This is a genomic window from Pedobacter punctiformis (genome assembly GCF_027213715.1).
Lineage (GTDB): Bacteria > Bacteroidota > Bacteroidia > Sphingobacteriales > Sphingobacteriaceae > Pedobacter > Pedobacter punctiformis.
On record NZ_JAPWGM010000002.1, the window covers coordinates 105,247 to 128,235 of the forward strand.

Annotated in this window: 16 protein-coding genes and 1 other RNA gene; 10 read left to right on the top strand and 7 right to left on the bottom strand. The window is 37.2% G+C overall.

What is annotated here, in order from left to right:
• Window positions 1–79: 79 nt before the first annotated feature.
• Both O0955_RS06265 and O0955_RS06270 read left to right on the top strand, forming a co-directional pair.
• Window positions 80–1,366: a sugar MFS transporter gene (locus O0955_RS06265; RefSeq protein WP_269426686.1), complete on the top strand. Its 1,287-nt coding sequence runs from the start codon at window positions 80–82 to the stop codon at window positions 1,364–1,366.
• 135 nt (window positions 1,367–1,501) lie between these two features.
• Window positions 1,502–1,996: a D-glycero-alpha-D-manno-heptose-1,7-bisphosphate 7-phosphatase gene (locus O0955_RS06270; protein WP_269426687.1), complete on the top strand. Its 495-nt coding sequence runs from the start codon at window positions 1,502–1,504 to the stop codon at window positions 1,994–1,996.
• 590 nt (window positions 1,997–2,586) lie between these two features.
• Here the strand turns inward: O0955_RS06270 and fsa are convergent.
• Both fsa and ffs read right to left on the bottom strand, forming a co-directional pair.
• Window positions 2,587–3,246, bottom strand: a complete 660-nt coding sequence (fsa, locus tag O0955_RS06275; RefSeq protein ID WP_269426688.1) for a fructose-6-phosphate aldolase — start codon at window positions 3,244–3,246, stop codon at window positions 2,587–2,589.
• Window positions 3,247–3,327: 81 nt separating this feature from the next.
• Window positions 3,328–3,427, bottom strand: an RNA gene (ffs, locus tag O0955_RS06280) — signal recognition particle sRNA small type.
• Between the two features lie 433 nt (window positions 3,428–3,860).
• Here ffs and gltB point away from each other — a divergent pair.
• Both gltB and O0955_RS06290 read left to right on the top strand, forming a co-directional pair.
• On the top strand, window positions 3,861–8,360 hold the full coding sequence (gltB, locus tag O0955_RS06285; protein WP_269426689.1) for a glutamate synthase large subunit: 4,500 nt from the start codon (window positions 3,861–3,863) through the stop codon (window positions 8,358–8,360).
• Between the two features lie 3 nt (window positions 8,361–8,363).
• The gene (locus O0955_RS06290) at window positions 8,364–9,830 is read left to right on the top strand and encodes a glutamate synthase subunit beta (protein WP_269426690.1); all 1,467 of its coding nucleotides are present in this window, start codon (window positions 8,364–8,366) and stop codon (window positions 9,828–9,830) included.
• A 133-nt stretch (window positions 9,831–9,963) separates the two neighbouring features.
• On the opposite strand, the gene O0955_RS06295 is transcribed toward O0955_RS06290, so the two are convergent.
• The gene (locus tag O0955_RS06295) at window positions 9,964–11,166 is read right to left on the bottom strand and encodes a DUF763 domain-containing protein (RefSeq protein WP_269426691.1); all 1,203 of its coding nucleotides are present in this window, start codon (window positions 11,164–11,166) and stop codon (window positions 9,964–9,966) included.
• A gap of 307 nt (window positions 11,167–11,473) precedes the next feature.
• On the opposite strand from O0955_RS06295, the gene O0955_RS06300 reads away from it, so the two are divergent.
• Window positions 11,474–12,562, top strand: coding sequence for a metallophosphoesterase (locus O0955_RS06300; RefSeq protein ID WP_269426692.1), 1,089 nt, complete (start codon window positions 11,474–11,476; stop codon window positions 12,560–12,562).
• Between the two features lie 13 nt (window positions 12,563–12,575).
• Here the strand turns inward: O0955_RS06300 and O0955_RS06305 are convergent, their stop codons facing one another.
• On the bottom strand, window positions 12,576–13,775 hold the full coding sequence (locus O0955_RS06305) for a GAF domain-containing sensor histidine kinase (RefSeq protein ID WP_269426693.1): 1,200 nt from the start codon (window positions 13,773–13,775) through the stop codon (window positions 12,576–12,578).
• A gap of 185 nt (window positions 13,776–13,960) precedes the next feature.
• On the opposite strand from O0955_RS06305, the gene O0955_RS06310 reads away from it, so the two are divergent.
• Window positions 13,961–15,436 carry a glycoside hydrolase family 130 protein gene (locus tag O0955_RS06310; RefSeq protein ID WP_269426694.1) on the top strand — a complete coding sequence of 492 codons (1,476 nt, stop codon included), beginning with the start codon at window positions 13,961–13,963 and terminating at the stop codon, window positions 15,434–15,436.
• A gap of 146 nt (window positions 15,437–15,582) precedes the next feature.
• On the opposite strand, the gene O0955_RS06315 is transcribed toward O0955_RS06310, so the two are convergent.
• Window positions 15,583–17,853 carry a glycosyltransferase gene (locus O0955_RS06315; protein WP_269426695.1) on the bottom strand — a complete coding sequence of 757 codons (2,271 nt, stop codon included), beginning with the start codon at window positions 17,851–17,853 and terminating at the stop codon, window positions 15,583–15,585.
• Between the two features lie 136 nt (window positions 17,854–17,989).
• Between O0955_RS06315 and ku the strand changes: the two genes are divergently transcribed.
• The 3 genes from ku (at window position 17,990) to O0955_RS06330 (ending at window position 20,420) form a co-directional block, all read left to right on the top strand.
• The gene (gene ku / locus O0955_RS06320) at window positions 17,990–18,760 is read left to right on the top strand and encodes a non-homologous end joining protein Ku (protein WP_269426696.1); all 771 of its coding nucleotides are present in this window, start codon (window positions 17,990–17,992) and stop codon (window positions 18,758–18,760) included.
• Window positions 18,761–18,764: 4 nt separating this feature from the next.
• Complete coding sequence (locus O0955_RS06325; RefSeq protein ID WP_269426697.1) at window positions 18,765–19,130, top strand: agmatine deiminase family protein; 366 nt, start codon at window positions 18,765–18,767, stop codon at window positions 19,128–19,130.
• Window positions 19,131–19,256: 126 nt separating this feature from the next.
• Window positions 19,257–20,420, top strand: a complete 1,164-nt coding sequence (locus O0955_RS06330) for a DUF4062 domain-containing protein (protein ID WP_269426698.1) — start codon at window positions 19,257–19,259, stop codon at window positions 20,418–20,420.
• Window positions 20,421–20,700: 280 nt separating this feature from the next.
• Here O0955_RS06330 and O0955_RS06335 read toward each other — a convergent pair whose 3' ends face one another.
• Window positions 20,701–21,819 (bottom strand): alpha/beta hydrolase, encoded by a 1,119-nt coding sequence (locus O0955_RS06335; RefSeq protein WP_269426699.1) that lies wholly within the window; start codon window positions 21,817–21,819, stop codon window positions 20,701–20,703.
• 181 nt (window positions 21,820–22,000) lie between these two features.
• Between O0955_RS06335 and O0955_RS06340 the strand changes: the two genes are divergently transcribed.
• Window positions 22,001–22,153, top strand: coding sequence for a hypothetical protein (locus O0955_RS06340; RefSeq protein WP_269426700.1), 153 nt, complete (start codon window positions 22,001–22,003; stop codon window positions 22,151–22,153).
• Between the two features lie 206 nt (window positions 22,154–22,359).
• Here O0955_RS06340 and O0955_RS06345 read toward each other — a convergent pair whose 3' ends face one another.
• Window positions 22,360–22,737 carry a response regulator transcription factor gene (locus tag O0955_RS06345; RefSeq protein ID WP_269426701.1) on the bottom strand — a complete coding sequence of 126 codons (378 nt, stop codon included), beginning with the start codon at window positions 22,735–22,737 and terminating at the stop codon, window positions 22,360–22,362.
• Window positions 22,738–22,989 lie beyond the last annotated feature (252 nt).

Sequence of the window (22,989 nt, forward strand, 5' to 3'; positions counted from 1 at the left end):
ACGCAAACGTTTGATGATATAATTTTTAATTTATTTGTTTAGTTTGGCACTATCATTCAAAACAACCCATAACCAAACTATGCTTAACCAAACCGCACAAAACCCTTCCAGGGGACCAAAACCACTTGTTATCATTTGTATCTTGTTTTTTATCTTCGGGTTTGTAACCTGGGCAAACGGAACATTAATCCCTTTCTTTAAACTATCTTTTGGCCTTTCAAATTTACAGGCCTTCTTTGTAACCTTTGCCTCTTATATGGCATACTTCTTTTTAGCCTTGCCATCATCATGGATACTTAAAAAAGTTGGGTTTAAAAATGGTATCATTTTAGGCCTGGTCATCTTAGGATTAGGTTCTTTGATATTCATACCTGCAGCACAAACCCGAACATTTGGTTTGTTTTTAACCGGTATTTTTGTTCAGGGGGCAGCATTGGCTTTACTTCAAACCGCTTCAAATCCTTATTTAACCATTATAGGGCCTATAGAAAGTGCCGCAAAACGCATTAGTATGGCTGGTATTTGCAATAAATTTGCAGGAATGATTGTGCCTTTGATTATGGGCAGTTTATTCTTAAAAAATGCTTCGGAAGTTGAGAAGAAAATACAAGAGGCTACTGGTGCTGTACATGAACAATTGTTGAATGATGTTTTAGGCCGTGTAAATATGCCATATATTATTTTGGCAATAGTTTTCTGCCTTTTTGCAGTTTTAATCAAATTTACGGATCTTCCGGAGGTAGAGGTTGAAGAAGATGTAGTAGATGAAAGTAAAGGAGCTGTGGTAAAACACCAAAGCATTTTCCAATTCCCACATTTATTCTTGGGCGCCCTTTGTATTTTTGTATATGTTGGTGCAGAGGTTATGGCCGGTGATATTATTGGTATTTATGGTCGCGAGTTAGGTATTAGTGTAGAAATTAGTGGAAAATTAACCTCTATTACCCTTTTCAGTATGTTAATAGGTTATATTATTGGTATCATTGCCATTCCAAAATATATCTCTCAACAAAAAGCCCTTAGAATTTGTGCTATTTTAGGCATAATATTTACGCTTTTATCTTTTATTATTTCCAGTTGGTTTGCGGTAATTTTTGTAGCCTTACTTGGTCTGGCAAATTCGTTAATGTGGCCGGCCATATTCCCGCTTGGTATCAGCCACTTAGGTAAATTTACGAAAATTGGTTCGGCTATTATGATTATGGGTATTGCAGGTGGTGCATTAATGCCATTATTGTATGCTTTTTTAAATGAAAAATTACACATAAACTTTCAATTAGCCTTTCTTTTAACGGTATTACCATGTTATCTTTACATCCTGTTTTTTGCCATAAAAGGACATAAGGCTGGCTTGAAATTGAAATAGAGTATTTAAAAATACAATATTATTTAAGCCCGGTCTATAAAAGGATTGGGCTTTTTTATGCCATTAATTTTCCCTTATTTTGGGCAATTATAAAAAATGAGGAATTACCTCATATCCCAATACTCATATCTGATAATGAACAAAGCTATTTTTTTGGATCGTGATGGCGTCTTAAATCACGAAATGCATGATTACATTTGCCGTGTAGAAGATTTTCAAATCCTGGATTACCAAATTCCCGTACTTAAAAAACTCTTTGACGAAGACTACCTGCTGATTGTAATTACCAACCAGGGTGGTATTGCTTTAAAAAGATACAGCGAAGATGAATTGGCTATTATGCACCAAATGCTGCGAAATGCTTTTACCAAAAAAGGGGCAGAAATTGCTGCCGTTTATTATTGTCCACACCATCCAACAGTCTCAGGAGTGTGTAAATGCAGAAAGCCACTTTCAGGAATGATTTTAGATGCCATTGATATGTTTGATATTGATCCGGCCTTATCGGTTATGATTGGGGATAAGCCACGTGATATTGAAGCGGCTAATGGAGCAGGAGTGAAGGGCATTTTAATTGAACCGGATGAACAGATCAGCTACGAAAAGATAAAGGCTATTTTAAATCAATAATTTTAACCATATAAGACATATAAGAGCATTTAGTTGAGGTTTCCTTTAATATCTATACAATTTAATATCCATACAATTTTTTGTTAAATAGCCCTGATTGAAATGACAGCCGCCGATTTTTTCTATCGGGGCTATAATGAAAAGCAGGGGTGTGGCAAACGATGACCATAGAAACCTGCGCTCCAAATTAATCCGGATTTCGTTTTATGAAATTATTTGGGCGTTTTAACACGCTGTTCGCTGTATCCCCGGCAGAAAAAACCGGGGGATGCCGCTGCCATCGTTAACGCGTATTCTAGCTTGCTAAGAATATTTTTTTTAAATTTCCTACACAATCGTTGTTAAATAGCCCTGATTGAAATGACAGCCGCCGATTTTTTCTATCGGGGCGATAATGAAAAGCAGGGGTGTGGCAAGCGATGACCATAGAAACCTGCGCTCCAAATTAATCCGGATTTCGTTTTATGAAATTTATTTGAACGTTTAACATGTATTCCAGCTATTAACTTCGTTTTTCTTAATCACTTTCGTTTATAAACAAAAAAGCCCGGATCAAACGAACCGGGCTTTCCTTTAAAATTATTTTAAGCTTATTTACCAGCAGCTTTAGCATGGTCAGCTAAGAAAGTAGCCAAACCGCTGTCAGTTAAAGGATGTTTTAATAAACCTACAATGGCTGTCAAAGGAGCTGTAATTACATCAGCACCTAATTTAGCACAATTTACAATGTGCAATGGCCCACGGATTGAGGCTGCTAAAATTTGAGTTTCGTAACCGTAGTTATCAAAAATAGTTCTGATGTCTTCAATTAAAACTAAACCATCACTTGAAATATCATCTAAACGGCCTAAAAATGGAGAAACATAAGTTGCACCAGCTTTAGCCGCCAATAAAGCCTGACCTGCCGAGAAAATTAAAGTACAGTTGGTTTTAATGCCTTTTGATGAAAAATATTTAATTGCTTTAACGCCATCTTTAATCATTGGTACTTTAACTACAATTTTAGGGTTTAAAGCTGCAAGTGCTTCACCTTCTTTGATGATTTCATCGTAAGTAGTCGAAATAACTTCAGCACTTACGTTGTTGTCAACGATGTCGCAAATTGCTTTATAATGGTTAATTACATTTTGCTCGCCTGTGATTCCCTCTTTAGCCATTAAGCTAGGGTTGGTGGTTACGCCATCTAAAATGCCAAGATCTTGAGCTTCTCTGATTTGATCAAGATTAGCTGTGTCAATAAAAAATTTCATGTTTATAAATTCTTAAGTGATAATTAGGTGTAAACCCTGAAGAATTTCATTTTCCCCCTTCAGGGGATTGGGGGAGTAAAAAAAGGGCAAGCACCTCTTATCGCACCGCTACAACCTTCTACCCTTGCTGCGTTCCCGCCCTGGGGGGATTCAAAGGGAGCTGGTCGTAAAAGACTTGCCCGCCACAAAGGTAGAAAAACAAGTTGTTTTACAAAATTCATTTTTCTAATTTTTACATTCACAAAGCTATGTAGTTGATTGTTAAATTAATATAATTATTAAATTATTTTTAATTTCTGGTTTTACTTTCAAATGCCTAATCGTTTTAGGCTAAAATGGACTTAAATCCCGATTTTAATTAACCCATAGCCTGGGTTTATCATTTTAGTAAAATATTTTAGTCTGAAAATAAGCCGTTTTGGGCCATTTTTTAATGATTTTTGTGTTTGTAAAATTCGTATTTTATTGTGTTTAATTTTATTAATATGATAATTAACTTCGTTTAAATTGCTTTAAAACTAAAATTATTCTAAAAATAATGTGAACTCTATAATTTATAATCGATTTCTTTTATCTTAGTGTTTCCTATACACTAACAACTAACGAGCAAAAGAATGAAATTAAACAGTGGATTGTACGATGCACAATTTGAACACGATGCCTGCGGTATCGGGTTCGTTGCGCATGTGAAAGGGCGAAAATCGCATCAAATCATCTCAGATGCACTTACTATTTTAGAAAATTTAGACCATAGAGGCGCTTCGGGAGCAGAACCAAATACCGGAGATGGAGCAGGCATCATGATTCAGATTCCTCATGAGTTTTTTTATGATGAATGCTTGAAAACAGGATTTAGCCTTCCTGCAACAAATAATTACGGTGTAGGTATGCTTTTCATGCCTAAGGATTTACGGTCAAGAGAAGAGTGCAGAGAATTGATTTACCGCGCTGCAGAAAAATTAGGTCTTGAAGTTTTAGGTTTCAGAAAAGTTGATGTAGATACTACCGATATAGGCAGCATGGCTCTTTCTGTTGAACCGGAAATTGAACAGGTTTTTATTGCCCGCCCTTATGCAATAGCACCAGGTGCCGATTTTGAACGTAAGCTTTACGTTTTTAAGAATTACCTGATTAAACTGATTTTAAACACCGTTCATGGTGGCAAAGATTTTTATATTGCTTCACTATCCGCACAAACCATTATTTATAAAGGTCAGCTAACTTCTTTACAGGTACGTACATACTTTAAAGATTTAAGTGATAAACGCCTGGTTTCTGCTTTGGGTTTGGTGCATTCCCGTTTTGCAACCAATACTTTTCCATCATGGAGACTGGCACAACCTTTCCGTTTTATTGCTCACAACGGAGAGATTAATACCTTACAAGGAAATTTAAACTGGTTTAGGGCAGGCGTGAAGTCTTTTGCTTCTGCTTACTTTACACCAGAAGAACTGGATATGTTGTTGCCGGTTATAGACGAAACCAATTCAGACTCAGGCTGTTTGGATAATGTGATCGAATTGTTGCTTCATGCAGGAAGATCACTGCCGCACGTATTAATGATGCTGGTTCCGGAAGCGTGGGATGGTAACGAAGATATGGACCCGGTTAAAAAAGCCTTTTACGAGTTTCATGCTACTTTAATGGAACCATGGGATGGCCCGGCAGCAATTGCTTTTACCGATGGACATTTAATTGGTGCTACTTTAGATCGTAATGGTTTACGTCCATCACGTTATGCCATTACTTCTGATGACCGTGTAATTATGGGCTCAGAAGCCGGAGCTTTGGCCATTGATCAAAGTACAATTATAGAAAAAGGTCGTTTAACGCCGGGCAAAATGTTTGTTGTAGATATGGAGCAGGGCAGGATTATCAGCGATGAAGAAATAAAAACTCAGGTTTGCGGTGCAAGTCCATACGCAGACTGGCTAAATCAATACCAAATCCGTTTAGAAGAGTTGCCTGAACCTCGTGTAATGTTTACCGGACTTTCGAAAGAATCAGTTCTTAAATACCAGCAGGTTTTTGGCTACAGCAGAGAAGATGTTGATTTATTGCTTAAACCAATGGCTTTGGAGGGTAAAGAGCCTATAGGTTCAATGGGAACCGATACGCCATTGGCTATTCTGTCTAAACAACCTCAGCATTTATCCAATTACTTTAAACAATTATTTGCACAGGTAACCAATCCGCCAATTGATCCGATCCGTGAAAAAGTGGTGATGAGTTTGGCCGGCTTTATGGGTAATAATGGCAATCTTTTAGAAGAAAGCCCGATGCAATGTCACTGTGTAGGCATTAAACACCCAATTTTAACCAATCAGGAATTAGAGAAATTAAGAAGTATAGATACCGGCGTTTTTCAGGCCAAAACCTTACAAACCTATTTCAGGGCTGATGGTAAGCCGGGCGCAATGGCTAAAGCGTTAGATCGTTTATGCCGTTATGCCGTAGATGCAGTTGAAGATGGTTTCCAGGTTATTGTATTAACGGATAGAGCTATTGACTCTGAACATGCCGCTATGCCTTCATTATTGGCCGTTTCTGCTGTACATCACCATTTAATCCGTAAAGGTTATCGTGGTGCCGTAGGTATTGTGGTAGAGGCCGGTGACGTTTGGGAAGTTCACCATTTTGCAACCTTAATTGGTTTTGGTGCAACAGCAGTTAACCCTTATTTAGCTTTAGAAACCATTCACGGTTTTGCGGCAGAATCGGGTTTATCTATTGAACAATTAACTAAAAATTATACTTACGCAGTAAACAGTGGTTTGTTAAAGATTTTCTCTAAAATGGGAATCTCTACTTTACAATCTTATCACGGTGCTCAGATTTTTGAAATTTTAGGTTTAAACAAGCAAGTTGTTAATACTTATTTTACCGGAGCGGTTTCGCGTATTGGTGGTTTAGGTTTAGATGAAATAGCACACGAAACCTTAATCAAACACCGTCGCAGTTTTGGCGTTTCTACGCAAACAGAAAATTTATTGCCAGCGGGCGGTACTTATAAATGGCGCAGAAGAGGTGAGCAGCATTTGTTTAATCCTCAAACGATCCATTTATTGCAAAATGCAACCCGTAAAAATGATTACCATATTTTTAAACAATACTCTAAACTGGTTAATGAGCAAACACAACAGGCTTATACCATTCGTGGTTTGTTTGAATTTAACTATAACCGTCCTTCAGTTCCTTTAAATGAGGTTGAATCTACTGAAGCAATTTTAAAAAGATTTGCAACCGGAGCCATGTCATTTGGTTCTATTTCTCACGAAGCCCACTCTACACTGGCCATTGCCATGAATAGAATTGGTGGCAAGAGCAATACCGGCGAAGGTGGCGAAGATGAAATGCGTTATACCAAACTGCCTAACGGTGATAGTATGCGCTCAGCAATTAAGCAAGTTGCATCTGCCCGTTTTGGCGTAACGAGTTACTACTTAACCAATGCAGATGAGCTACAGATTAAAATGGCTCAGGGCGCTAAACCTGGAGAAGGTGGTCAGTTACCAGGACATAAAGTAGATGACTGGATTGCAAAAGTTCGTCACTCTACGCCAGGTGTGGGTTTAATTTCTCCGCCACCTCACCACGATATTTATTCAATCGAAGATTTAGCCCAGCTGATTTTCGATTTGAAAAATGCAAACCGTGAGGCCAGAATTAACGTTAAACTGGTTTCTAAGGCTGGTGTGGGTACCATTGCAGCAGGTGTGGCTAAAGCACATGCCGATGTAATTTTGGTGTCTGGTTTTGATGGGGGTACAGGCGCTTCACCTTTAACTTCTATTCAGCATGCAGGTTTACCATGGGAATTAGGTTTGGCAGAAGCACATCAAACTTTAGTTAAGAACAGATTACGTAACCGTATTGTACTTCAAACAGACGGGCAATTAAAAACAGGAAGAGACATTGCCATTGCTGCATTATTAGGCGCCGAAGAATGGGGCGTAGCAACCGCTGCTTTGGTTACTTCAGGCTGTATTATGATGCGTAAATGTCATTTAAATACTTGTCCGGTTGGTGTGGCTACACAAGATCCTGAATTAAGAAAATTATTTACAGGTGATGCCGATCACGTTGTGAATTTGTTTTATTTCCTTGCTGAAGAATTACGTGAAGTTATGGCTGAACTTGGTTTCAGAACCATACACGAAATGATTGGTCAAACTGATGCTTTAAAAGTTCGTGATTTAGCTGCCGAAGACTGGAAATTGAAACACATTGATTTATCAGGCATTTTATATAAAGCAGAAGATAACGGCTTGCCTCATTACAATACGGAAAAACAAGATCACGGTTTAGAACATGTTTTAGATCACCAGTTAATTGCAGCCGCTAAACCCGCCATAGATAATAATGAGCCTATATTTTCGAGCTTTAATGTTAAAAATACAGACCGTGCTATTGGTACCATGCTTTCTAACGAAATTTCTAAAGTGCATTTGGGCATGGGCTTACCGCCGGATACCATCAACTTTAAGTTTAATGGTTCTGCCGGACAAAGTTTCGGTGCTTTCAGTACGCGTGGTTTAACTTTATCACTGGAAGGCGAAGCAAACGATTATGTAGGTAAAGGTCTTTCGGGGGCAAGACTTGCCATTTATCCTTTCGGAAATGTAACCTATGTACCAGAGCAAAATATCATTATTGGTAATGTAGCGCTTTATGGTGCTACATCAGGAGAGTTATTTGCCCGTGGAAAAGCCGGTGAACGTTTTGCCGTCCGCAACTCGGGTGCAACTGCAGTTGTAGAAGGCGTCGGCGATCATGGTTGTGAATATATGACCGGTGGTGAAGTTTTAATTCTTGGCGATACCGGAAGTAATTTCGCTGCTGGCATGAGTGGTGGTGTGGCCTGGATTTATGATGCTAACGGAACTTTTGCCCGTAAATGCAATAAGGAAATGGTTGATCTGGATCCGCTTTTAGCTGAAGATGAGGAACGCATTTTAGCTTTACTTAAAACACATATCCGTTTGACAGATAGTAAGGTTGCAGAATTTATCTTAAGCGATTGGAAAACTCAGTCTGCACATTTCGTTAAAGTATTTCCTAAAGAATACAAAGCCGTTTTAAGCAAACGTAATCAACAAGTTAAAACACACTAAGCCATGGGAAAAGTAACAGGATTCCAAGAATATGATAGAGTTGCACCGCTTAGAGAAGAAGCTGCTAAACGTGTGAAACATTACGGAGAGTTTTTAAATGAATTACCTTCCGAAGAATTAAACAGACAGGCGGCACGTTGCATGGATTGCGGCGTTCCATTTTGCCAGTCGGGTTGCCCTTTGGGTAACGTAATACCCGAATTTAATGACGCTGTTTACCAGGGTAAATGGGAACAGGCGGCTAATATTTTACTAAGTACCAATAATTTTCCGGAGTTTACAGGCAGAATTTGTCCGGCACCATGCGAGTCTGCGTGTGTACTGGGAATTAACCGTCCGCCGGTTTCTATTGAGGAAATTGAAAAACACATTATCGAAATTGCCTTTGAAAAGGGCTTCATCAAAGCTAAGGCACCTTTAATCAGAACAGGTAAAAAAGTAGCCGTTATTGGTTCAGGTCCGGCGGGCTTAGCCGCTGCTGCTCAGTTAAATAAAGCAGGGCATGAGGTTGTGGTTTTTGAACGTGATGATGCACCCGGAGGTTTATTGCGTTACGGTATCCCTGACTTTAAACTGCAAAAAAATGTAGTTGATCGCCGCATTGATTTAATGAGAGAAGAAGGCATTGTATTTAAATGTAATGCTAACGTAGGCGAAAATGTAGAAATTGGAACCATACTGCGTGATTACAATGCCGTTGTTTTAGCCGGTGGATCTACTATTCCTCGCAATTTACCCATTGATGGCCGTTCGGCTAAGGGTGTTCATTTTGCAATGGACTTTTTAAAACAACAAAATAAACGGGTGGCCAACCGCGAAGTGGTAGTTGAAGACATTATGGCTACCGGTAAAAATGTAATTGTAATTGGTGGTGGTGATACCGGTTCTGATTGCATCGGAACTTCTAACCGTCACGGTGCAAAATCCGTTACACAGTTTGAAATTATGCCTATGCCTCCGCAATTGCGCAATGCCCACATGCCATGGCCAACTTACCCAATGCTTTTAAAAAATACCTCTTCACACGAAGAAGGTGCGCAAAGAGCCTGGTCGGTTAACACTAAAAACTTTATTGCCGATGAAAACGGTAACCTAAAAGCTTTAAAAGTGGTTGATGTAGAGTGGGAAATTGATGCAAACGGACGCCCGGTAAGCTTTAAAGAAGTTGCGGGAACCGAAAGAGACTTGCCTTGCGAACTGGTTTTACTGGCCATGGGCTTTTTACATCCGCAAAAAGAAGGTTTGATTGAAAAACTAGGTGTTGAGCTGGATAACCGAGGGAATGTAAAAGCTTCTGAACATACTTATCAAACCAATATTGCTAAGATTTTTGCTGCCGGTGATGTTCGCCGCGGACAATCTTTAGTGGTTTGGGCAATATCCGAAGGCAGGGAAGCTGCCCGTAAGGTAGATGAATATTTAATGGGGACCACGAAGCTTGCATCAAGAGATGCGGTAGCTTATGCTTAAATAAAGAACAGTTAAATTTGAAAGGTCGTAACGTTTGTTGCGGCCTTTTTTATGCCCGTCACTGCAAGGCTGGACATGGGCGAGCCGTGGCAATCTCTCTTTTTTGGAAATAAACAGAGAATATCGTTTTACCTTAAAATAACTTTAACTGATCATTTTTTAGTGGTTTTTCCTTTCCAAATACCGTTCTGCCGCCATATTTCCAGCTTTCATTGCGTTCCTTTTCAATCACTTTATCAAAATCCAGATTCGGAATAAAATTTTGCTCTGCATTTTGGGCAATTTGATGAAGCGATTTAATCGCCTGCTGTTTGTCTGTAAAACCAATTTTTGCCTTTTCTACCGCTTTAGATAAAATACTGATGGTTTCATCATAAACTTTAGTAGGTACCGGAAACGGATGGCCATCCTTACCACCATGAGCAAAAGAATAACGGGCCGGATCGCTAAACCGGGAGGGGGTACCGTAAATCACCTCACTTACTAAAGTTATCGATTGTAAAGTTCTTGGTCCCATACCTTCAAGCAACAACAATTCTTCAAAATTAGCCGGTTTTTTTTCTTGCGCTAACCATAATATACTGCCTAAACGCTTTAAATCTACATCTTTTGCCTTTACTTCATGGTGGTTTGGCAAAACCAGTTTTTGAATTTCGTTAAGCATCCTGTCCGGCGATTCATCTGTCATACTCATTAAAGTAGCCCTTGTTGTACTTGCATCGTTCGCCGTCAGGTTTAAAATCTTTCCCTGGTTAATTCCACAAATCCCGGTATGAGGTTCTTCTATAAATGACTTTAAATTTTCAGAATGCCAATGATAACGCCTCGCTGTTGAACTGTTATTACTCATACCTTGTTGCACCACGGCCCAGTCGCCCTCGCTGCTTAAAATAAAGCTATGTAAATACAATTGAAAGCCATCCTGAATGGCCGTATTATCTACTTTTGCACTCAACTTACTCGAACGAACCAAATCATGCCCGTTTAACCCGGTTTTGTCAGCAATTTTCAACAACTCGTTAGGCGTTTCCCGGCTATGTTTACCTTTACCACCACAAATATAAATGCCAAGCTCTTTTGATAACGGATTAATGGCTTTTTTTAGCGCACCCATAACAGAAGTTGTAATTCCCGAAGAATGCCAATCCATACCCATTACAGCGCCTAAACTTTGAAACCAGAACGGGTTACTTAAACGGCGAAGCACTTCAGCCTTACCATATTCAACTAAAATGGCTTCGGTAATGGCTAAGCCCAATTTGGCCATACGCTGCGCCAGCCAGGGTGGTACATGGCCATAATGTAAAGGTAAATCTGTGCTTCCTGATCTTTTCAATGCTAACAAATTTAGTAAAATTTATTAAAAGCTCCTCTTAATAGCACCTTTTTACAAAAATATTGTCTTAAACAACAGGATTAGGAAAGCAAAGCCTGTAGCCCTTCAGTAAATTTGTTCCTGCTTTGCGCTATATCCCCGAAGAAAAATCGGGGGATGCTGCTCCAATCAGGTTTAAGAATTTATTGGATTAGCAACAATTTGCGTATTTAAAATCAAAGATATTAAATGCAAAATAATTGTTATCTGGCACCGCCTTAAAACGAAAGAGTAGTTATTTTGTTAAGTTTGGAACAGAAAATATTTAATGCGCAAGTTTTTACAACGTTTATTAGGAAATTGGGTAATTCGGATGTCGAATAAGTTTGGTTCAAGACCTAACCTTAAACGCATTCACAGTGCCTTAAGTTTGTTGTATAAGACGATAAATAAAGAACCCGGTAACAGGGGCCCTGTTTTCGAATTTACCAGCGAAAGCAAGTTCATCATTTTTTCCGATCAGCATAAAGGCGCAAGAAACTATGCAGATGATTTTGCGGTTTGTGAACAAAATTATTTGAAAGCACTTGAACATTATAATTCAGCACAATTTAATTACATCAACTTAGGCGATAGCGAAGAGCTTTGGGAAAACCTGCTCGAACCGGTTATCAAACACAATAAGCAAACCTTTGAATGCGAAAAGGCATTTATTGCCCGTGATGCGTTTACTAAAATATTTGGCAACCACGATTTATACTGGGATAATGATCCTTTATCAGGCTTTAACCTGAGCCGCATTTATGGTAAGAAAATTCCAATTTACGAAGGGGCAATCCTGCGGACTACTATTAATGAAAAGGTTTTAGATGTTTTTTTAACACATGGGCATCAGGGCGATTTGCAAAGCGACGGCAATTGGTTTAGTAAATGGTTTGTAAGTACCATTTGGGCGCCCTTTCAGTCATATTTACAAATTAATCCAAATACGCCAGCTTACGATAATCAACTTAAAACAACGCATAACACCTTAATGTACAAATGGGTAGCCGAACATAAAAATATTGCTTTAATTACCGGGCATACTCATCAACCCGTATTTTCTTCGCTAACACACCTGGAAAGAATTTATGTAGCCCTAAGAAAAGCAAGAAAGGAAAATGATAAAACTAAGCTTGATGAACTCAATGAAGAATTAGGGAAAAGAATTAGAGAAGGGGATAAAGCACCGGCTTTTAGAAAATATAAACCAAATTATTTTAACAGTGGCTGCTGCTGTTTTAGTGATGGAGACATTACAGGTATTGAAATAGAATCCGGTAAGATCAGGTTAATTAAATGGTCATGTAAAAACAGCGGAAAACCAGAAAGAATTATGCTGGAAGAAATGGCCCTTGCAGATTTAACAGAAAGTTAAACTGATAAAGGTTTTACTTAACCGGAAGTTCTACAAAGAAAGTACTGCCCATGTTTTTACCTTCACTTTGCGCCCAAACTTTTCCTTTGTGTAAATCAACCAGCATTTTAACAATAGATAAGCCCAAACCATTAGAACGTTCCCGTCCCGTAGGTACTGCGCTTAACCTGGCAAACTTTACAAAAAGTCTTTTTAGATCATCAGGAGATAAACCAAGGCCATTATCCTGAATGGAAACTACAACTTTATGCGCTGTAGTAGTTAAGCTTATGGTAATTTCCTTACCCGTTTCAGAGTATTTTGAAGCATTACCGATTAAATTTTCGAATATATCTTTTACCTTTTCCGCATCAGCAAAAATTTCAACAGGCTCGATCACCAGATTATTTAATTTCTGGTTTTTATGATCTAAAATAATTCCAAAATTGGCTTCTACCTGTTTTAAAATGGCAGCAAGGTTAACTTTAGTTTTTACCAGCTTAATATTGCCATGCTCATCTCTGGCAGCACTCAGGATGTTATTAAGGCTATCGACAATATTTTTGGATTGCTGGTTAATTTTCCCGGCAATCATAACCGCCTTATCATTCATTTCAGGTATTCTGCCAATTAATTCCGATTGCAGTGAAATGCTTGTCATCGGGTTTTTTAAGTCATGTACCAGCATGTGCAAACGGTCATCGTGTGCCCTCAGTATTTTTCGGGTGGCAATTCTCGATTCCAGTTTTTCCATAACAATAACCGAAAGCATTTGCAGCATATTCAATTGTTTCGCCGTTGGCTTCCTCGCAACCGAGTCTATTACACAAACAGTACCCAATCTAAAACCTTCGCTGGTTTTTAAGGGGGCGCCCGCATAAAAACGGATCCCACCTTCGGCAGAAACATAAGGATTAGTTAAAAATTCGGGAAAGGCATGTGTATCTTCAAAAACAGTAATCTGCTGGTCTAAAATGGCCAAAGAACAAAAACTTTCGTCTCTGCGCACCTCATTGATTTTTAAATCACTAATGTTGGCTTTAAAGTAAACCCGGTCCTGATCAACAAAGGTTACAAATGCACTGGGTACATCAAATATTTGTGCAGCAAGCAAAGCAATGGTGTCAAAAGCATTTTCAGGCGGAGTATCGAGAATTTCATAATGTCTCAGCTTTTTTAAACGGGCTTCATCGTTCTCCGGTATTATCGTTTCGGGTTTAGTATAGCCTGACATGCAATTTGTTTTTTATGATTTGTAAAGGTAAAGATTATCTGTTTATATACTCTAGCCCAATCTCCATTCGTTTGTAATAACATCAAAACAGATTTTTTGTAAACAATAAGTGTTAAATTTAGTTTAATATTACTAAGCAGGCTCATTTGCAAATTAATCTGATCATCACTACTAACAGTAAAATAATGAGATTACATATAGACCGTAAACCCGTAAAAGTATATCCGGATACCAAACGCGTAATTGCCCGTTTCTTTTTTAACGGAGAAGAAAGAGCGCTGGAAGTCATTAGAAAAGTATTAGAATTTTCAGATGCAAAAGTATTCTCACTCATTTCTCCAATTTTACAGGAATACTCTAAAAGGCACCGCAACATTACCAAAATATTAACCCGTCACTGTAAAAAACTTAAAAAGCAATTTACAACACTGGGTACTACTTTTGAAGATATTGATGAATATACCCGCTTACTGATTGGCGCCTATTTTACACATGAATATTCAATAGAATCGGCTGCATTTTTTAATCCGAGTATTGTGGATGATCCTGATCAGACCGATCTGGTAGAAGGTGAAAAAAGAGTGATTATTAGTTTCAGGGCAGTAGGAGAAGGACATATTTCTTCTATCGTGTTCAGGCGTGCTCTTATTGATGCCAAAAACAATATTCAGGTATTGCCTGTAGGAAATTATGTAGACGAAGCTGAAGTCATAAAAAATGCCATCTACGTAAAAAAACTTTTTCTAAAAAAGGCTGCTTATGCTCAAATTGATCCTTCTGTTTTGGAAGAAGTAGAGGGTAAACTTGATGATAAATTTGAATACACCAGTTTAAGTAATGTTATAAAGGATTCTAAGAATTTAAATAAAGACAATCCGCAACGCTTAATAGAATATGATAAAGTATTGTGGCTTTCTGATACCTACCACACCATTATTTTTTCTAAAGATACAGACATATCAGACCGGGTTATTTTTCCGATTTCTGAGTTTGAACGTAAGGGAATAGAAGATGCCCGTTTTGTTAAGTTTGTTAAAGATGACGGCAAAGTGCTTTATTATGCAACCTATACGGCATTTGATGGCTCTTTAATTATTCCGAAATTAGTGCAGACCGAAGATTTTTATGAATTTAAAGTGATTCCGCTTTATGGCGATGGTGCCCAGAATAAAAACCTGGCTTTATTTCCTAGAAAAATAAATGGAAAATATGTGATGATGAGCAGGATAGACGGTTGGAATAACTACCTGATGTTTTCTGATAAGGTTAATGTTTGGGAAAATCCGGTTTTACTAAAACAACCAAGGTATTGCTGGGAGTTGGTGCAGATTGGGAATTGCGGCTCGCCAATAGAAACAGAGAAAGGCTGGATTGTAATTACGCACGGTGTAGGACCGATGAGAAGATATTGCATTGGTGCAACTTTACTTGATCTGGACGATCCGACCAAAGAAATAGGACACTTAGTTGAACCATTGATTATACCTAATAACGATGAACGCGAAGGCTATGTGCCTAATGTGGTTTATTCATGCGGTTCTATTATCAGTAATGGCGAATTAATTATTCCTTATGGCTTATCTGATTACAGTTCTTCATTTGCTACCGTAAACTTAGAATTACTGCTAAATAAACTTTTAGAAGAAAAACCTATCCTTTAATTGGCAGTTATCAAACTCAGGATAAGCAAAAATAAATTTATGATTCAGTTCTGGATTATATTTATCCTATTGAGCCTGTCGTAGGATCTCAAAAAAAATGCAACTATCTGATAAAGGCAGTTGCATTTTTTTTAATCCATTTCATCCTATGAATATTTATCAGCCTCAACTAAGGGCGAAGTGAGTGTTTCATATTCAGTTTCAGCCGCTTTTAAAATGGCTAAATGGGAAATAAAATAAGCCAGCGTACTTTCTGCACCCTGGTTTCTGTTTACACTGTTAAATTGTAAACCATCGGCACAGCCCTGTGTTTCAAAATCGTACAATGGAACATGCAGACTATTTTTACCTAAAAACCATTCATAACTAATGTGCATCAGGTTTAAATACTGATCATCATTGGTAATATTAAAGGTTTTTGAATACAATAAAACCATAGCCATGGTTTCTAAAGCCTGCTGATCGTATATTGGATTTTTACCATTCTTTTTCATCCATCCGGCATTACCAACCGGATTTAAATAGCCATTTTTAAAGGAGAAGCTATTTAAAAACTCAATGCTTTCCATGGCAATCTTAAATGATTTTGTATTTCCCGTGGCCTCATAATGACTTAGTAAAGCTAAAGGTAAAATTGCATTGTCGTAGGTTAAAATATTTTCAAACCAGTGCCAGTCACCATCTTTATTTTGATCATAAGCTCTAATTAATGAAGCTGAAAGCCGGTTAATTTCCGTAACCAGCGGTTCATCGCCAGGATGCGCACTCAGGTAATAGGCAATACCAATAATTGTGTTGGCCATGCCACGTAAATACTTTAAGTCTTTAAAATGAGGTATAGAGTGAGAAAACAATTCTTTTCCAAACTCCCGGTATGAATTATTGGGCCCGGTACAAATTAAATACCCTAATGCCCAAATGGTTCGACCAAAAGAATCTTCCGAACCAATTTCGTCAAGGTAATTGCGGTTAAAACTTAAAAAGTTTCTAAAGTTGCCATCCTCACGCTGCATATATTGGATAAAACTTAAATAAACCGGAATCAGTTTAAGTGCTTTTTGGTTTTTATCCTGATCATAAGCCATCAACGCCATAATTAAGGCCCTGGCGTTATCATCTATACAATAACCCTCTTTTAAATTGGGAATACCAAAACGGGCATGCTGAATAATCCCGGTATCATCCGTTAAAAGCGAAATGTGATTTAAATTTAATGCAGGCATGCGCTCTACATCAATAATTGGCGGTATAACTCTTTGCGGTTTCTGTTCAGCCGCTAAAGCATCTTCAAGCAAATTTAAATAAACATTGCCTATTGCCGGCCATCTTAAGTTTAAGCCATACTGATATGCATTTTCTTTAAGCTGTTTATGTTTATCATCATCATCCAGTAGGGTACCCAATATATCGGCCAGTTGATTATCATTTTTAAAGCCAAATAATTTTCCGCGATCATCCGCCAGCAATTCTTCTGCGTGCCAATATGGTGTAGAAACAACTGCTGCACCAGCACCAATTGCATAAGATAAGGTGCCACTGGTAATTTGTGCTTCATTTAAATAAGGCGTAATGTAAATGTAACAAGCCGTAAGGTATTGATGCAATTCTTCTTCTGAAACGAATTTGTTTACAAAAGCAATGTGATTTTCAACTCCTAAATCTTTAGCCAAAGATTTTAAACTATCCCGGTATTCCTCTCCATTGTGTTTAACTACGCCCGGATGGGTGTTGCCGAGTATCACATACAATACATCCGGATGCTGATTTACAATTTTAGGTAAGGCTTTAATAACCGTTTCCAGCCCTTTATTTCTGCTGATTAAACCGAAGGTAAAAAGTACCCGTCTGTTTCTAAATAAATCACTTTGTGCAATATCATTATCCGGTATAGGTTCTAAATCCGGTACACCATGTTCAATCAGCTTAATTTGTGTGGAGGGAATTTGATAAATACGATTTAAAAATAAGACTGCTTTTTTGCTCATCACCACAATTTTGGATGACTTTGCAGCAATTTCTTTTATAATAGTTTGCTGCATAAAACTTGGTTCTTTTAAAACCGTATGCAAAATGGTAATAAATGGTTTTTTTAATTTGTTAATCAACGACAGTAAAAATACCCCGCTGTTGCCACCATAAATACCAAATTCGTGTTCAATAATGCAGGTATCAACTTCACTGTTATTAATAAATTCGGCGGCATCAATATAATCTTGTTGGTTTTGCTGTCTGATAACAAACTTGACCTCTTTTGGATAATTATGTTCATCAAGATCATCAGACTCGTTTAATGCTACAATAAAGCTTTTTTCAGAATTATATGAGGAATTTAAGCCTAAAGCATTAACTAAATTTTGATTAAATGTAGCTAAGCCACATTCACGTGGCGGATAAGTGGAGATATAGGCGATTTTCATATGTAAAAAGGGAATAAGATTATTTAAATAACATACAATTACTTAAATAGTTTCAGATTTTCTCAATTTAACCCTTTTATTCTCAAAACAATATGATTTAACGGCTTGTTAGTAAGTAAAAATTTAATGTTTTATTATGAGATCGATTTGGAAAGGCTCAATTGGTTTTGGTTTGGTTAATATTCCAGTAAAATTGTATTCAGGGGTACAAAATAGTAACCTGGATTTAGACATGCTTGATGAACGCGATCACGCTAAAATTAAATTTTTAAGGGTAAATGAAAACAGTCATAAGGAAGTGCCTTATGAGAAAATAGTTAAAGGCTATTTTTTAAAAGATCAGTACATTATTTTAGATAAACACGATTTTGAAGATGCGGCACCCGAGAAAACGAAAATTATTGAGCTGGAGAATTTTGTAGATATTACAGAGATTAACCCCGTTTATTACGAAACCTCTTATTATACCGAGCCCGAAAAACAAGGAAAAAAGGCTTATGCATTATTGCTTAAAGCGCTAGAAAAATCGGGTAAAGCGGGCGTTGCAAGGTTTGTATTGCGCAATACTGAAAACCTTTGTGTGATTCATCCAATGGATGGGGTATTGGTGATTACGAAAATCAGGTTTGAGCAGGAGGTAAGAAGCCGCTCTGAAATTACAAAGGTAAACGATGTAACCATAACCAAAAAAGAAATGGATGTTGGCCTTGCCTTGATTAAACAATACAGCTCTAAATTTGATTTAAGTGCTTTTAAAGATGAATACAGTAACGAGTTACTCAAAATTATTAAAGCAAAATCAAAAGGTAAACGAGCCACAGTTAAAAAAATGAAACCTCAAAAAGCCAGTAGCGATGATTTATACGATCAGTTGATGCAAAGCTTAAGCTCTAAAAAAGGTGCATAGTTGATTGTTATTCGGAAAATTAAAATCACTGATAGCTTTCATCTTAAGAAACAGAATTCAAAACGATGTTAATACTTTATATGCCGCTACGACTAAAAATAACACCGCTTATAATTTTGTAAAAGTACCATTAACCAAAAATGATGTAGTTACTACTTACGGTAAAAATTTGGGTAAAGCTTCTTATATTAATTATTATATCGCCGATAACCGGGTTTTAGTTCCAAATTATAACGATCCTAATGATGCCATAGCAAATGCCATTATTCAAAAATTATATCCCGGTAAAAAGGTTGTAGGGATTGATTGCCGTAACCTATTTGCAAACGGAGGAATGGTTCATTGCGTTACCCAACAACAGCCATTATAAGTTGAAGATTCTTGTAAAGAATCTTCAAAATTACAACTTTAATAGAATGCCCTTAATTTAACTTAGTTGATAACTATTTTAAAATCTTTATTTAGAAGATTGTATTTTGGCTAAAAGCTATTGAACATGCCTGAAATTGTCAAAAAATTTAAAATCTTAATTGCTTCGCCATCTGATGTTATAGATGAGCGTGAATCGATTGTCGAAATAGTTAGTGAATTAAATCAAACATATGGAAACAGAAATAACATTATCATTGAACTAATAAAATGGGAGACACATTCTGCCCCTGGAGTATCAACCTCTGATACTCAAAGTCTGATAGATCATGATCTTGGTAAAGATTATGATTTATTTGTTGGGATTCTATGGAAGAAGTTTGGTACAAAAACTCAAAAGTATGATTCCGGTACAGAACAGGAATTTAGAAATGTTTATGAACGCTTTCTTCAACATCCTGAATCGGTTCAGATTCTTTTTTATTTTAAGATGGCTTCTGTCCCAATGGAAGATATCAATATTGACCAAATATCAAAAATACAGTCTTTTAAGAATGATCTAGGCGAAATGGGAGTTTTTTATTGGCAATACAATACGATACAGGATTTTCAACAATTTCTTCGTATTCATATTCCCAGGAGGATAGATCATTTAAATAAATTAAATGAAAAAATGATTGAAATAGAACCAATTGAGTCTTATAGTTCTAATGTTTTAGAAAACATTATTAATGATGAAGAAGAACTTGGTATTTTCGAATTAAATGAAATAATAGAGGAATCTTTCAATCATTCATCTGAATCAATTAAGCGAATAACCGCTGCTACAGATTGGATTAGTGATGAGATGATAAAAAAAGCAAAAGAACTGGATAAGTTGAATGCAAAAGGTGACATAGCAAGAAAAATTTTAAGCGATTGGTACGAAAGATCAGCGAAAATGATGGTTGATTTTTCTAGTAGATTAGAACCTGAAATTCCTATATTTCGATCAAACTTTGAAGAAGGAGCAAATGCAATTTCTAATCTCATCATTTTATATGACCAAGGAGATGGTTTGTTCGACAATCAAAAAGAAGAAGTTAAACAATCCGTAATAGGCTTAGCAAAATCAATTGAATCTGGTTTAGATGGTATGGAATCTTTTTTACAGTCAATAAGTAAGCTGCCAAGAGTACAGAAAGACTTTAATAAGGCTCGGAGAAGTGTAGAAGCTGCTGTTTTTGAAATCATATCCTCAATGAAAGTAAATCGTGATCTTTTGGTTGAAGTATTAAAAAACATCCAGTAACACACTTTTAAGTGAACTCATTTATAATAAGATAAACGTTAAGTTGGTGCACATATCAACTTAACGTTTATCGATTAGTAACATCCTTCACGTTTAATATTCTCGCTTCCTCAACTTGTATTCTAGCTTCTGCAATTAGTATTCTAGCTTCTGCAATTAGTATTCTTGCTTTCGCAATTTATATAACCCTTTTTGTCATGCTGAGATGCGAAGCATCTCCAGGCAATAGAAAAGCATAAACGCTTATTGCCTCAGGATACCAACTTTTTGCATCACTACACTATTTAAAAGCAGTTTTTAACTGTGCTGCGGCAAATGCCTGCGCCTGTTTAGCCTCGGGTACTAAAGCCGCCATGCCAAAAAACTCGTGGGTTACGCCTTCGTAATTTTTGTGGTCAACCTTTACACCAGCTTCCTTTAGTTTATTGGTTAGCATTATACCATCATTATTTAAGGGATCTATTTCGGCCGTAATTAAGGTAGTAGGCGGTAAACCCTTTAAATTTGCATTTACTAATGATATTTTCGGATCCTGCGCTTCCAGTTCGCTGTTTAAATACTGCTGAGTAAACCAACCCATCATCGCTTTATTTAAAGGTTTAGCATGAGCATACATTTTATAGGATTCTGTTTCCATATTGGCCTGGGCAATTGGATAAATCAAAACCTGATGCACAGGAATCATAATGTGTTTATCACGGGCCATAATGGATACGTTAGCAGCCAGATTAGCGCCAGCGCTTTCGCCGGCAACAGCAATTTTAGCCGGATCAGCCTTTAAGTTTACCGCATTTTTAACGGCCCATTCATAAGCAGCAAAAGCATCATTATGTGCTGTCGGAAATTTATTTTCAGGTGCTAAACGATAAGCAACAGCAATAACCACTGCGCCAGCCTGTTCTGCCAAAGCTTGTGCAGATGCATTATAAGCGTCGAGGTTAGCCATAACAAAGCCGCCACCATGGTAATAAACAATTAAAGGAAAAGGCTCTTCAGCAGCTCTGGGAGTATAAATCCTTACATGTATTTTTGCACCGTTTACCTCAATATCTTTCCCGGTGGTATCTACTTTTGAGCTGGGGAGCACAATGTTATTCTCTTTAAGCAAATCCATTACCGCATCAGCAGGTGTATGGTTTTTACGGGCATCAGTGGCATTTAACTGCTCAGTAGGTTTATCGCCATAGCTGTTCAATTTTTCCATTACCGCCTGCATTTCGGGTTTAATGGTTTTGCCCCATTCAGGTGCAGGTCCGGCAGGTTTTACGGATACAAATTTTGCGGTGTCTTTTATGGTCGTATCCCGGTCAGTATCGTTTTTTATTCCATTTGTACAAGCAGAAAACAGGATTCCAACCATTAAAATGGTTACGTTAATTTTAATGAAATTGATTTTCATAGGTTTAATTATTGATTTCGGTAAATTCTATTTCTATAACGTTATCAGGTAGATAAGTGTTTTAATGACAGCACGAATTTCAGAATTTAATCAATTTAAAAACTTCTTTAATCATTAGGTTGTTTTAACATAAGCAACATAAAACGAACTCCATCAGATTTTAACCAAAAGACATTTAAAAATGAAAAATTCAAAAACATCAGCAGAAAACAGCAAAGCTACGGCACCTAAAAATGCCAAAGCAAAAGGAGCAGATGATCAGGTAACATCAGCCAAGGATGCTAAAAAAGTAAGTGTTACCAAAAAGGAACCCGTCAAACATAAAAAACCTTAATTAAAATAGCACGCCACATCCCCAATATGATTGCAGACACAAATAACGTTAACCATTTTTATAATAAGGTAACAGAAGTTTTTAACAAAACTTACTTTAAATGCTTGGGGCCAGGCTCACGGATTTACCGATACTAAGCTTAATTTTCAAAAAGAGCTATTGAAAAACCTAAAAGTCAGTGGAATTAAATTACCCGGAATGCCAGATTAATGGCTGCTTTTTTTTAGCAGAGCATAAATTTTATCCATTAGCTCGTCAATGTTAAAAGGCTTGGCCATAAAGTCATCCGCGGCAACTTCATCAAGCATATAATTAGTAGCATTATAGCGGGCTGAAATCATAAGCACAGGCGTGTGTGCAATAGAAACATCGGCTCTTAAATGCTTTAGCAATATCCTTCCATCAGTGTCAGGCAGCATAATATCCATGATAATTACATCAGGATTAAGTTCGTTTACGTGATTAATAAAATCAGCACCCTTATTTAAACCTACAACATTAAAAGCCTCACTTTCAAGAATAAGTGTAATTACATCTAAAATTGCATGGTTATCTTCAACCACTAAAATATTTTTCTTCGCCAAGGGATTTTTAATTTGGAGCAAATATATAATAAAATACAGATTAGAGGAGGCTGTTGAAACAACTATCAGGAGTAAATGGCTAAACGGAAAACCGCTGCTTTAATACGAAATGAAAGTGCTGCTAATGGTGCTTAGCTTGCTTGCATATTCTGCGTAAAGGCAACATTTTATAATGCAATAAATTGATTAAATAAGCTCAAATAAAGAGGGGATAATGGCCGAATTTTTAAAGTGAAATTTTAAAAAATACTG

Bases quoted from the DNA above. Each gene is read 5' to 3' on its own strand.
- gltB (WP_269426689.1), top strand. From the start codon at position 3,861: ATGAAATTAAACAGTGGATTGTACGATGCACAATTTGAACACGATGCC.
- O0955_RS06265 (WP_269426686.1), top strand. From the start codon at position 80: ATGCTTAACCAAACCGCACAAAACCCTTCCAGGGGACCAAAACCACTT.
- ku (WP_269426696.1), top strand. From the start codon at position 17,990: ATGAGATCGATTTGGAAAGGCTCAATTGGTTTTGGTTTGGTTAATATT.
- O0955_RS06290 (WP_269426690.1), top strand. From the start codon at position 8,364: ATGGGAAAAGTAACAGGATTCCAAGAATATGATAGAGTTGCACCGCTT.
- O0955_RS06310 (WP_269426694.1), top strand. From the start codon at position 13,961: ATGAGATTACATATAGACCGTAAACCCGTAAAAGTATATCCGGATACC.
- O0955_RS06340 (WP_269426700.1), top strand. From the start codon at position 22,001: ATGAAAAATTCAAAAACATCAGCAGAAAACAGCAAAGCTACGGCACCT.
- O0955_RS06330 (WP_269426698.1), top strand. From the start codon at position 19,257: ATGCCTGAAATTGTCAAAAAATTTAAAATCTTAATTGCTTCGCCATCT.
- O0955_RS06335 (WP_269426699.1), bottom strand. From the start codon at position 21,819: ATGAAAATCAATTTCATTAAAATTAACGTAACCATTTTAATGGTTGGA.
- fsa (WP_269426688.1), bottom strand. From the start codon at position 3,246: ATGAAATTTTTTATTGACACAGCTAATCTTGATCAAATCAGAGAAGCT.
- O0955_RS06315 (WP_269426695.1), bottom strand. From the start codon at position 17,853: ATGAAAATCGCCTATATCTCCACTTATCCGCCACGTGAATGTGGCTTA.
- O0955_RS06270 (WP_269426687.1), top strand. From the start codon at position 1,502: ATGAACAAAGCTATTTTTTTGGATCGTGATGGCGTCTTAAATCACGAA.
- O0955_RS06305 (WP_269426693.1), bottom strand. From the start codon at position 13,775: ATGTCAGGCTATACTAAACCCGAAACGATAATACCGGAGAACGATGAA.
- O0955_RS06300 (WP_269426692.1), top strand. From the start codon at position 11,474: ATGCGCAAGTTTTTACAACGTTTATTAGGAAATTGGGTAATTCGGATG.